The 12,051-nt window shown below is 66.7% G+C and carries 10 protein-coding genes; all 10 read left to right on the plus strand.

What is annotated here, in order from left to right; genetic code table 11:
- Positions 1 to 73 precede the first annotated feature (73 nt).
- The gene (locus ACREYQ_RS02315) at positions 74 to 1,939 is read left to right on the plus strand and encodes an ABC transporter ATP-binding protein/permease (protein ID WP_432259193.1); all 1,866 of its coding nucleotides are present in this window, start codon (positions 74 to 76) and stop codon (positions 1,937 to 1,939) included.
- A 73-nt stretch (positions 1,940 to 2,012) separates the two neighbouring features.
- Complete coding sequence (locus tag ACREYQ_RS02320; RefSeq protein ID WP_432259194.1) at positions 2,013 to 2,435, plus strand: gamma-butyrobetaine hydroxylase-like domain-containing protein; 423 nt, start codon at positions 2,013 to 2,015, stop codon at positions 2,433 to 2,435.
- Between the two features lie 34 nt (positions 2,436 to 2,469).
- Entirely contained in the window at positions 2,470 to 3,201 is a 732-nt protein-coding gene (gene ubiE, locus ACREYQ_RS02325; protein WP_432259195.1) for a bifunctional demethylmenaquinone methyltransferase/2-methoxy-6-polyprenyl-1,4-benzoquinol methylase UbiE, read from the plus strand.
- Between the two features lie 62 nt (positions 3,202 to 3,263).
- Positions 3,264 to 4,256: a Tim44 domain-containing protein gene (locus ACREYQ_RS02330; RefSeq protein ID WP_432259196.1), complete on the plus strand. Its 993-nt coding sequence runs from the start codon at positions 3,264 to 3,266 to the stop codon at positions 4,254 to 4,256.
- Positions 4,257 to 4,384: 128 nt separating this feature from the next.
- Positions 4,385 to 5,065 carry a ubiquinone biosynthesis accessory factor UbiJ gene (locus ACREYQ_RS02335; RefSeq protein ID WP_432259197.1) on the plus strand — a complete coding sequence of 227 codons (681 nt, stop codon included), beginning with the start codon at positions 4,385 to 4,387 and terminating at the stop codon, positions 5,063 to 5,065.
- Positions 5,066 to 5,137: 72 nt separating this feature from the next.
- Entirely contained in the window at positions 5,138 to 6,715 is a 1,578-nt protein-coding gene (ubiB, locus tag ACREYQ_RS02340; protein WP_432259198.1) for a ubiquinone biosynthesis regulatory protein kinase UbiB, read from the plus strand.
- A gap of 31 nt (positions 6,716 to 6,746) precedes the next feature.
- The gene (locus ACREYQ_RS02345; RefSeq protein WP_432259199.1) at positions 6,747 to 7,364 is read left to right on the plus strand and encodes a methyltransferase domain-containing protein; all 618 of its coding nucleotides are present in this window, start codon (positions 6,747 to 6,749) and stop codon (positions 7,362 to 7,364) included.
- 245 nt (positions 7,365 to 7,609) lie between these two features.
- A protein-coding gene (locus ACREYQ_RS02350) for an IS3 family transposase (protein WP_432258890.1) occupies positions 7,610 to 9,162 on the plus strand; the annotation gives its coding sequence in 2 pieces (ribosomal slippage) (positions 7,610 to 8,096 and positions 8,096 to 9,162; 1,554 coding nt in all).
- 939 nt (positions 9,163 to 10,101) lie between these two features.
- On the plus strand, positions 10,102 to 11,538 hold the full coding sequence (locus ACREYQ_RS02355) for a sodium:solute symporter family protein (RefSeq protein ID WP_432259200.1): 1,437 nt from the start codon (positions 10,102 to 10,104) through the stop codon (positions 11,536 to 11,538).
- A 164-nt stretch (positions 11,539 to 11,702) separates the two neighbouring features.
- Positions 11,703 to 12,041 carry an FmdB family zinc ribbon protein gene (locus ACREYQ_RS02360; protein WP_432259201.1) on the plus strand — a complete coding sequence of 113 codons (339 nt, stop codon included), beginning with the start codon at positions 11,703 to 11,705 and terminating at the stop codon, positions 12,039 to 12,041.
- The last annotated feature ends 10 nt before the right edge of the window (positions 12,042 to 12,051 follow it).

The following is a 12,051-nucleotide window of genomic DNA, read 5'->3' on the forward strand; positions in this document are numbered from 1 at the left end:
GCTGTGGCCGCCGCCACGGTATCCAGAACAACAAGCCCGGCCGGCATCCGCTGACGGGCCAAGCGCTGCCGCTATGTCCTCCACTCCGACTTCCGTCACCGTCCCGGGCCCGGCCGTCCCGGCGCGGGCCCTCAAGATCCAGAGCCGGCTGCGCATGAGCGCCACCTGGGCGCTGATCAAGCCTTACTGGAAATCCGACGACCGCGTCGCCGGGCTGGGCCTGCTGGCCCTGGTGGTGGTGCTCAACCTGGGCATCGTCTATATCAACGTGCTGCTCAACGAGTGGAACCGCGTGTTCTACAACGCGCTGGAGCAGCGCGACTACGCCTCGTTCAAGGTGCTGCTGGTGCGGTTCTCCTGGATTGCCGCATTCTTTATCGTCGCGGCGATCTCGCGCCAGTACTACACCATGATGCTGCAGATGCGCTGGCGTACCTGGATGACCGGCCGCTTCATGGGCCACTGGCTCGGGCACCAGGCCTACTACCGCATCGAGCAGACCCACGCCACCGACAACCCCGACCAGCGGATCGCCGATGACCTGCGCCAGTTCACCGATGGCGCGCTGTCGCTGTCGCTGGGCCTGGTCAATTCCGTGGTGACCCTGCTGTCCTTCGTCGGCATCCTGTGGACCGTGTCCGGCCCGATCAGCTTTGCGCTGGGCGGCACCGAATGGACCATTCCCGGCTACATGGTGTGGTTCGCGGCGGGCTACGCGGTGATCGGCTCGCTGGTGGCGCACGTGGTCGGCCGCCCGCTGATCGGCCTGAACTTCCAGCAGGAACAGTACGAGGCAGATTTCCGTTTCACGCTGGTGCGCCTGCGCGAGAACAGCGAGCCGGTGGCGCTTTACCGCGGCGAGCCGACCGAGCAGGCCGGCCTGCGCGCGCGCTTCGACCGCATCCGCGCCAACTGGAACCAGCTGATGCGCTATACGCGGCGGCTGACCTTTGTCAGTTCCGGCTATGCGCAGTTCGCCATCATCTTCCCGATCCTGGTGGCGGCGCCGCGCTACTTTGCCGGCAAGATGACACTGGGCGGCCTGATGCAGACCAGTTCCGCCTTTGGCCAGGTGCAGGGCGCGCTGTCGTGGTTTGTCGACAGCTACGCCACGCTGGTGGGCTGGAAGGCGGCGGCCAACCGCCTGATCGACTTCCAGGAAGCGATCCGCGTGGCCGAGCGCCAGGACGAGTCGCTGCACGGCACGCGTGATATCGAAGTGGCACACACCGGCCAGCCGCAGGGCGGCATCACCGTCGACGGCCTGGCGCTGGCGCTGCCGGTGCGCGCCGCGCGCAGCGCGGCGGTGGGCCAGCGGCCGCTGGTGTCGCCGTTCTCGCTCTCGGTGGCGCCGGGCGAGCGCTGGCTGGTGAGCGGCCCGTCGGGCTGCGGCAAGAGCGTGCTGTTCCGCGCCCTGGCCGGGATCTGGCCGTATGGCAGCGGCACCGTGACCATGCCCGAAGGCGCGCGCATGCTGTTCCTGCCGCAGCGCAGCTACCTGCCGATCGGCACGCTGGCCGATGCGCTGGCCTACCCGGATGCCGGCACCGCGCACAGCACGGAAGTCCTGCAGGCGGCGCTGCGCCAGGCGCGGCTGGCCGCGCTGGCGGACCAGCTCGACGTGTTCGACAACTGGTCGCTGCGCCTGTCGCCGGGCGAACAGCAGCGCCTGGCCTTTGCGCGCGCACTGCTGCAGAAGCCGGACTACCTGTTCCTGGACGAGGCCACCAGCGCGCTGGACGAGGAAACCGAAGGCGTCATGTACCGGCTGATGGTGGAATCGCTGCCGCGGGCGGCGATCATCAGCATTGCCCACCGCAGCACCGTGGCGGCCTTCCACGGCAAGCGCCTGCGCTACGTGCCGCAGGACGGGGAAGCGGCCCAGGCTGCGCAAGCCGGCTTGCCTGGGGTAAGCTATCGGGTCGTATGCGAAGCGTGATGCGGTGCCGCATCGGCTCCGTCACGCTGCAATCACCCCATCAGGAGCGCCCCTAACCGGGGCCGCGATCATCATGGCAGGCCTGGAAAAAGACACCCCCCATCCCACCGCGCTGACCGTCCACACGCAATCCCGCGTGCTGGAGATCGGCTTCGACAACGGCCGCAGCTTCCGGCTGCCGTTCGAGCTGCTGCGCGTGTATTCGCCGTCCGCTGAAGTCCAGGGCCACGGCCCGGGGCAGGAAGTCCTGCAGACCGGCAAGCGCGAGGTGGGCGTCAACGCGGTGGAGCCGGTCGGCAACTATGCGATCCTGATCCGTTTTACCGACGGCCACGACACCGGCATCTATTCCTGGGACCTGCTGTACCGCCTCGGCGACAACCAGGATGCGCTCTGGCACGACTACCTGCAGCGCCTGGAAGCCGCCGGTGCCGACCGCGACACCCCGATGCCCGTCGCCGGTGCTGCCGGCGGCCACGGCTGCGGCCATCACTGAGCCGCGCTGCACTGATTACCCTGGAGTCTGAAAGATGAGTGAAACCCACTTCGGGTTTGAAAAGGTCGACGAAGCGGAAAAGGCCGACAAGGTTGCCGGCGTATTCCATTCGGTGGCGAGCAAGTATGACGTGATGAACGACCTGATGTCGGGCGGCATGCACCGGCTCTGGAAGATGTTCACCATCGCCCAGGCCGGCGTGCGCCCCGGCCACAAGGTGCTGGACATCGCCGGCGGCACCGGCGACCTGGCCAAGGCGTTCGCGAAACAGGCCGGCCCGACCGGCGAGGTCTGGCTGACCGACATCAACGAGTCGATGCTGCGCGTGGGCCGCGACCGGCTGCTGAACAAGGGCATCGTCACTCCGGTGTGCCTGTGCGACGCCGAGCGCATCCCGTTCCCCGACAACTATTTCGACCTGGTGACGGTGGCCTTCGGCCTGCGCAACATGACGCACAAGGACGCTGCGCTGGCCGAGATGCGCCGGGTGGTCAAGCCTGGCGGCAAGGTCATGGTGCTGGAGTTCTCCAAGGTCTGGAAACCCCTGGAGAAGGCCTACGACGTCTATTCTTTCAAGGTGCTGCCCTGGCTGGGCGAGCGGGTGGCTGGGGATGCCCCGAGCTATCGCTATCTTGCGGAATCGATCAGAATGCACCCGGACCAGGCTTCACTTGTACGCTTGATGGAACATGCGGGCCTGGAGAAGGTCGAATACTTCAATCTGACGGCCGGAGTGGTGGCGCTCCACGTCGGGCGCAAGTATTAGAAGCATTGAAATCGCCATGCCTCGCCCCCATATGGGGTGAAACTGACAGGGGATAGCAGAATATGTCGTCATTACGTGGAAAATTCCTGGTTGGGTCGCTGATTACCGCGCTTGCCTTCGGGATGGTGTTCGACGCCAACGCCAAGCGCATGGGCGGTTCGCGCAGCATCGGCAAGCAGTCGTCGACGGTCACGCAGCAGCGCCAGCAGGCGCCGCAGCCCGCTTCGCCAACGCAGCAACCGGCGCAGCAGCCTGCCCAGGCAGCCCCGGCCACGGCTGGCGCCGCCGGCGCGGCCGCCGCGGCGGCGCCCAAGCGCAACTGGGGCGGGATGCTGGGCGGCATCGCCGCCGGCCTGGGTATCGGCTGGCTGCTGTCGCACTTCGGCCTGGGCGGCGCGGCACTGGGCTTCCTGTCCAACCTGATCCTGATCGCGCTGGTGGCGTTCGCCGCGATCTGGCTGATCCGCAAGTTCCGCGGCGGCAGCCAGCGTAGCCAGCAGCCGGCCTATGCCGGCGCCGGCAACACGGGTCCGATCGGCAACATGGGCCGCAATGCCGAGCCGAGCCTGAGCCAGCCGACGCCGTCGGCAACTCCGGCTTCGAACCCGGTGATGCCGGCCACATCGGCCGCTGCGGCCGCGCCGGTGGCCGCCGATGCGGCAGCCCAGCAGCCGTGGGGCGTGCCGGCCGACTTCGACACCGAAGCCTTCCTGCGCAACGCCAAGGTCCATTTCGTGCGCCTGCAGGCTGCGTGGGATGCCGGCAACCTGGACGACATCCGCGAATTCACCACGCCGGAAATGTTCGCCGAGATCAAGATGGACCTGTCCGAGCGCGGCGCCGAGGTCAACAAGACCGACGTGGTCACGCTGGAAGCCAGGCTGCTCGGGATCGAGTCGGCGCCGGCCCAGCATCTGGCCAGCGTGCGCTTCTCGGGCATGATCCGCGAGCGCGCCGGCGAGGCGGCCCAGCCGTTCAGCGAGGTCTGGAACCTGGCCAAGCCCGCCAGCGGCGCCGGCGGCTGGCTGCTGGCCGGCATCCAGCAAGAGTCCTGATGCCGCGCCCCGCGGCGGTGATACGCCGGGGGGAGTAGCTTAGAATGGAGGCCCACGTGAAAGCGTGGGCCTTCTTGTTTGGAACGCCGCCACCCGCGGCGTCGCCGTCCGCCGCCAACCGCGCTGTCATGAATACTCTGCCTTCCGCCCTGGCCACGCCCGCAGTCTCGGCGCTGAACCACCTGCTTGAGCAGGAGCCGTGGGCCCGCAATCAGCTTGCGCCGTTTGCCGGGCGCGTGATCCGTTTCGATGCTGCCGCCTTCATGCTGTCGCTGAAGGTGACCGAACACGGCTGCACGGAACTGGCGCCCGCTGCCGAGGCGCCCGCGGTGACCCTGCGCGTGCCGGTGCAGCAGTGGCCGCTGGTGGCCGCCGACGTGGCCGAAGGCGGCCAGGCCGCCGCCATGCGCCATGTGCGCATCGAGGGCGATGCCGAGCTGGCCAACACCGTCTCGACGCTGGCGCGCAACCTGCGCTGGGATGCCGCCGAGGACCTGTCGCGCGCGCTGCGCGGCATCCTGGGCGGACCGGTCAGCGACAGCGTGGCGCAGCGCGTGGTCGACGGCGCGCGCCAGGTCCACGAGCAGGCCACGCGCGTGGGCCGCGCCCTGGTGGACAACGTCACCGACTACCTGCTGGACGAACACCCGACCCTGGTGCGCCACGCCGCGCTGGACGACTTCGGCGCCGACGTGGGCCGGCTGCGCGACAGCCTGGCCCGCCTGGAAAAACGGCTGGAGCGGCTGGAGCGCGGCGGTTTGCCGCCGGCGTCCGGCCAGTCCGGCAAGCTGCCGTCGCCGCACCGCTGAGCCGGCTGCGCCCGCGCCCCGATTCCTCCACCGCCAACCTGACTGCCTGCCCGGCCCCGTGAAGACTCCCGAATGACCCGCCTCCTGCGCCTTGGCAAGATCCTCTTCGTCATCCTTTACTACGGCCTGGACGAGCTGGTGCTCTCGGGCTTCAGCAGCCGCAGGATCCGTTTCCTGGTGCGCGTCATCACCATCGGGCGCAAGCTCGACATGCCGCGCGGCGAGCGCCTGCGGCTGGCGCTGACGCGGCTGGGCCCGATCTTCGTCAAGTTCGGCCAGGTGCTGTCGACCCGGCGCGACCTGATGCCGGCGGACATCGCCGACGAACTCGCCAAGCTGCAGGACCAGGTGCCGCCGTTCGATTCGGTGGTGGCGGTCAAGATCATCGAGCGCGCGCTGGGCCGCTCGCTCGACCAGCTGTTCGAGACCTTCGAGCACCAGCCGGTGGCCAGCGCCTCGATCGCGCAGGTGCACTTCGCCACCCTCAGGGGCGGCCCCAGCCACGGCCGCGAGGTCGCGGTAAAGGTGCTGCGCCCTGGCATGCTGCCGGTGATCGACAGCGACCTGGCGCTGATGCGCGACATGGCCACCTGGCTTGAGCGCTTCTGGGCCGACGGCAAGCGGCTGAAGCCGCGCGAGGTGGTGGCCGAGTTCGACAAATACCTGCACGACGAACTCGACCTGATGATCGAGGCGGCCAACGCCAGCCAGTTGCGCCGCAACTTTGCCGACACCAATCTGCTGCTGGTGCCCGAGGTGTTCTGGGACTGGTGCAGCAGCACCGTGTTCGTGATGGAGCGCATGCACGGCATCCCGATCTCGCGCACCGAGTCGCTCAAGGCCGCCGGGGTGGACATGCACCAGCTGGCCGAAGAGGGCGTCGAGATCTTCTTCACCCAGGTGTTCCGCGACGGCTTTTTCCATGCCGACATGCACCCGGGCAATATCCTGGTGTCGGTCCAGCCCGAGACCTTCGGCCGCTATATCGCGCTGGACTTCGGCATCGTCGGCGCGCTGTCCGAGTTCGACAAGAACTACCTGGCGCAGAACTTCATCGCTTTCTTCCGGCGCGACTACCACCGCGTGGCGCTGCTGCACGTGGAATCCGGCTGGGTCCCGCCCGACACCCGCGTCGAAGAACTGGAAAGCGCGGTGCGCGCCTGTTGCGAGCCGTACTTCGACAAGCCGCTCAAGGAAATCTCGCTGGGCATGGTGCTGATGCGGCTGTTCCAGACCTCGCGCCGCTTCAATGTCGAGATCCAGCCGCAGCTGGTGCTGCTGCAGAAGACCTTGCTCAATATCGAAGGCCTGGGCCGCCAGCTCGACCCCGACCTGGACCTGTGGAAGACCGCCAAGCCCTTCCTGGAACGCTGGATGCACGAGCAGGTGGGCTGGAAGGGCGCCTGGGAGCGGGTCAAGGTGGAGGCGCCGCTGTGGGCCAAGATGCTCCCCGACTTCCCGCGCCTGGCGCACCAGTTCCTGGAGCGGCGCGCGCTCACCAGCAACGGCGAGCAGGACAAGCTGCTGGCGATGCTGGTGCTGGAGCAGCGCCGCACCAACCGGCTGCTCGGCACCGCGGTGCTGCTGGTTGGCGGCTTTGTCGCCGGCATCGTGCTGACCCATGTGCTGGGGTGGGCCGGCTACTGGTAGCCTGCCCGGGACTGATCCATCAGAGGTGACCATGAGCGACACCGCCAAGCCCGCGCCGGCCTTCGCCACCCGCAATGCGGCCGATCCGGCGTTCTGGGACGAGCGTTTCGAACAGGGTTTCACGCCCTGGGACATGCACGGCGTGCCTGCCGAGTTCCAGGCATTCATCGCCGCCATGGCGCCATGCCCGACGCTGATTCCCGGCTGCGGCAACGGCTGGGAGGCGGCCTGGCTGCATGAGCGCGGCTGGCCGGTGACGGCCATCGATTTCTCGCCGCAGGCGGTGGCTTCCGCCAGGCGCGAGCTTGGGGCCGCCGGTGCGGTGGTGCACGAGGCGGACTTCTTCGCGTTTGCGCCGCAGCCGCGCTGCGAACTGATCTACGAGCGCGCCTTCCTCTGCGCCTTGCCCCCGGCGCTGCGCGAATCCTACGCCGAGCGGGTCGCGGCGCTGCTGCCGCCAGGCGGCCTGCTGGCCGGCTATTTCTATCTGGGCGACATGCGCGGCGGACCGCCGTTTGCCATGCCCGCGACCGAGTTGGACGCGCTGCTGGCGCCGGCCTTCGAGCGCCTTGAGGACCGGCCCTCGGCCGCGCCGCTGCCGGTTTTTCAGGGGCAGGAGCGATGGCAGGTTTGGCGGCGGAGGGGGTGATTGGATTATCGCTGTGAGGTTGGTTGTCGTGCTTGACTAGCGTGGGCTGTTTCGCTGGTGTAGCCGGCGGGGGCCTCCTGCTTGTTGGCTTGGTTTTGTAGGTCGGGTTTGATGTTGTCGTAGGTTTGACGGCCTGGTTCCGCCCTGCTGGGCGGGTCACTTTTTGTCCGAGCCCTCCATGTCAGGATAGTTGTCGCCTCGCCGCCTTTCGATGAAGGACAATGGAGGGCGGTAACGGTTGGAAGATGAAGCGTTATCCGGCGGAGTACAAGGAATGGGTGGTTGAGCAGATGATGCCGCCCTTGAATCGGTCGGTTGTGGAGTTGGCCAAGGAGACGGGTGTCACGACGGTGAGCCTGCGTACGTGGCGCAACGAAGCCCGAGAGCAAGGACAGGTTGTGCCAGGCAACGGCAAGCAGAGTGACAAGTGGTCAAGTGCGGACAAGTTCCGGGTGGTGCTGGAGACAGCGCCCCTGAGCGAGGCGGAGCTGTCCGAATACTGCCGCAGGAAGGGCATTCAGCCGGAACAGATCCGGCAGTGGCGCGCCGCCTGTGAGCAGGCTAACGCGAAGACGCTGGCCAAGCCCGGCCTGGCGCAGCGCCGCGAGGAAGAGACTGCCCAGAAACGGATCCGCGATCTGGAGCGCGAACTCAAGCGCAAGAATGCGGCGCTGGCGGAGACAGCGGCGCTGCTGGTGCTGCGAAAAAAAGCCGAGGCGATCTGGGGAAGGGACGAGGAGGACTGATCAACGTCTCGGATCGCCGCGAAGCCATCATGTTGATCGATGAAGCGGTAAAGAGCGGTGCGCGTCAAGCCAGCGCCTGCAGGGAGTTGGGCCTGAACGAGCGCACCTTGCAGCGCTGGCGTCATGTGCCTGCGGATGGCCGCCCGGGCGCGCAGCGCCCAGTGCCGGCCAATAAGCTCAGCGAGGCGGAGCGGCAGGCCGTGCTGGCCGCGGCCAACCAGCGCGGCTACGAGAGCCTGACGCCGCACCAGATCGTGCCGAAGCTGGCCGACGAAGGCCGCTATGTGGCCTCGGAGTCGACGTTCTACCGCGTGCTCAAGGCCGAAGGCCAGGCGCGCCGGCGCGGGCGCAGCCACAATGCCAAGTCCTCGCGCCCGCTGACTACACACCGCGCCGACGGACCGAACCAGGTGTGGTGCTGGGACATCACGTGGATGCCCACGACGGTGAAAGGTCGCTTCTTTTACTGGTACATGATGCAGGACATCTACAGCCGCAAGCTGGTAGTCAACGAGGTGCACGAGAGCGAATCGGCTGAACATGCCAGCCAACTGCTGTCGCTAGGCTGCCTGCGCGAGCAGACCGCCGGGCGGCCGCTGGTGCTGCATTCGGACAATGGCAGCGTCATGAAAGGAGGGACGATGCTGGCGACGATGGGTTACCTGGGCGTGCAGCCCTCATACAGTCGCCCGCGCGTGAGCAATGACAACGCTTACGCAGAAGCGCTGTTCCGCACAGCCAAGTATTGCCCGCTGTGGCCGGATCGGCCATTCGATACGCTGCAGCAAGCGCGCGATTGGGTCCATCGGTTCGTGCACTGGTACAACGAGGAGCACCGCCACAGTGGCCTGAAGTACGTCACGCCGAACCAGCGGCACCGCGAGGAAGCGGTGCCCCTGCTGGCGCGACGCACGATGCTGTATCAGGCAGCCCGCACCCGACATCCGCAGCGCTGGTCGCGGGGAATCCGGAATTGGAAGCTGGAGCCAGTGGTCTACCTGAACCCCGAGCGAGCTGAACAGGAACCCAAGGAATACCGGAAAGCTGCATGACGGCGAACGCGACAACTACCTTGACACACACCGGAGCGACAAAAAGTAACCAAAAAACGCGTCGCCTCAGGCGGCTGGCCATCCATTCCACGGTGTGGGTGGTTCGGGCGGTGGTGATTTCCGTTCGGTGGGGTTGGTGGTTCAACCCTGCTACGCTCCCGGGATGTGCCTTGCGTCCAGGGACTATTGGACGAACCCGACTTTAGGCTATTGGCAGCCTGCTGAATGCCGCGTCGGTCGGACGCCTTCGGCTGCGCTGCGCGCACGTCCTAACGTGGCAGAACCAGCGGCCACGTCCTGATTTTTCGCCATTGGCCCGGCATCATCCGCGACAACGTCGTGCGAGCGCAGCGACGCACTCTGTGCCAGAGCCCCTGACCTACGATACTGAGTGCGCGCAGCGCAGCCGTAGGCGTCCTACCGATAACCTGGTTAGTAGGTTGCCAACGGCCTAAAGTCGGGTTCGTCCAATAGTCCCTGGACGCAAGGCACATCCCGGGAGCGTAGCAGGCCTGAACCACCAACCCCATCGACCGGAAATCACCACCGCCCGACGCACCCACACTGTGGAATTGATGGCCAGCCGCCTGAGGCGACGCGCTCTTTGGTCACTTTCTGTCGCTCGGACAGAAAGTGACTCGCCGGCTACGCCGGCGAAACAGCCCACGCTAGTCAAGAACGACACCCCCCAATCGCTCCCCAACAACACCCCTGCCCCCCACAGGAATTTATTCAACCCACGCTTGTCTCCCTCGCTATAATCCGCGTTTTGATTCGGCTACGACCGCAGGCCGGGACCCGCTCCCAGGCCACCCATGCGGCCCCGACCGATGAATTGGACTCCGGGCAGGCGCACGCAAGGATGCGCTATTGGACTCACAGGCGCCGCCCGGCATTCGGTTTCTCGCCACAAGGGCACTTTCTGCATAGGGCAGCGGCATGCTGATCTGGTTCGTCATCATCTACTGGGTAATCTCGGTCGGTATCGGCCTGTGGGCGGCGCTGCGCGTACGCAACACCACCGATTTCGCCGTCGCCGGGCGCAGCCTGCCGTTCCATATCGTCACCGCCACCGTTTTCGCCACCTGGTTTGGCTCGGAGACGGTGCTGGGCATTCCCGCCGTCTTCCTGAAGGAAGGCCTGTCGGGCGTCGTTTCCGATCCCTTCGGCTCGTCGATGTGCCTGATCCTGGTGGGCCTGTTCTTCGCCCGGCCGCTGTACCGGATGAACCTGCTGACCATCGGCGACTACTACCACAACCGCTATGGCCGGCTGGCCGAGGTGCTGACCACGCTGTGCATCGTGGTGTCCTACCTGGGCTGGGTGGCGGCGCAGATCAAGGCGCTGGGGCTGGTGTTCTATACCGTGTCGGACGGCGCACTGTCGCAGGAAGCCGGCATGATGATCGGCGCCGCCAGCGTGCTGGTCTACACGCTGTTCGGCGGCATGTGGTCGGTGGCGGTGACCGACTTCATCCAGATGATCATCATCGTGGTCGGCATGCTCTATATCGGCTACGAGGTCAGCGGCCAGGCCGGCGGCGTGGCGGCGGTGGTGTCGCATGCGGCGGCGGCGGGCAAGTTCGAGTTCCTGCCCTCGCTGGACCTGATACAGATCGTCGGGTTCGCGGCCGCGCTGTTCACCATGATGCTGGGCTCGATTCCGCAGCAGGACGTGTTCCAGCGGGTGACGTCGTCGCGCACCGAGCAGATCGCCGGGCGGGCCTCGGTGCTGGGCGGCGTGCTGTACTTCTGCTTTGCCTTTATCCCGATGTTCCTGGCGTACTCGGCGACCATGATCGACCCGGTCATGGTCAACAAGTACATCAACGCCGATTCGCAGCTGATCCTGCCGCAGCTGATCCTGCAGCACGCGCCGATGTTCGCGCAGGTGATGTTCTTCGGCGCGCTGCTGTCGGCCATCAAGAGCTGCGCCTCGGCCACGCTGCTGGCGCCGTCGGTGACCTTTGCCGAGAACATCCTGCGGCCGTATTTCCGCCACCTGGAGGACCGGCAGTTCCTGCGCGTGATGCAGACCGTGGTGCTGGTGTTCACGGCGGTTGTGACGCTGTTCGCGCTGAACTCGCACCTGTCGATCTTTCATATGGTGGAAAATGCTTATAAGGTCACACTGGTGTCGTCGTTCGTGCCGCTGGCTTTCGGCATGTTCTGGAAGCACGCCACCCGCCAGGGCGGGCTGGCGGCGATCTTGCTGGGCCTGTCCTCCTGGCTGACCTGCGAGGTCGCTTTTGCCGACGCCGTGGTGCCGCCGCAGATGGTGGGCCTGCTGTTCGCGGTCAGCGGCATGATGGTCGGCTCGCTGCTGCCCCAGTGGATTGCAGATCACGCGCCGGTCAAGGAAGTCCATATCGCCTGACGCAAGGGGGACCGCAACCCCCTCATTTCCGGCAATCAGGCAGCCCCGGAACGGTTTATAATTCAAGGCTTTGCATCGTCGCGCGGGAATTTCCCGCGGCCGCCATGGCCGGCGGCGATGTCCGCCTTTGTACCGATTCCGAAGTTTTCTCGCGAAATAACACCATGCCGATCTATGCCTACCGTTGCGACGCCTGCGGCCACGGGCGCGATGTGCTGCAGAAAATGAGCGATGCCCCGCTGACGGACTGCCCGTCGTGCGGCACCGCCGGCGCGTTCAAGAAGCAGCTGACCGCTGCTGGCTTCCAGCTCAAGGGCTCGGGCTGGTACGCGACCGACTTCCGCGGCGGCAGCGGCGCCGCCAGCGCGCCTGCGGCCACCGGCGCCACGGGCGGCGCGGCCGCGGCAGCAGCCAGCGCCCCGGCGGCGGCCGAGTCGTCGGGCAGCACCGCTTCGGCGGCGCCGGCCGCCGGCGGCTGCGGCAGCGCCTGCGCCTGCCATTGAGCCGGACCCG

The organism is Cupriavidus sp. TMH.W2, from assembly GCF_050847365.1.
Lineage (GTDB): Bacteria > Pseudomonadota > Gammaproteobacteria > Burkholderiales > Burkholderiaceae > Cupriavidus.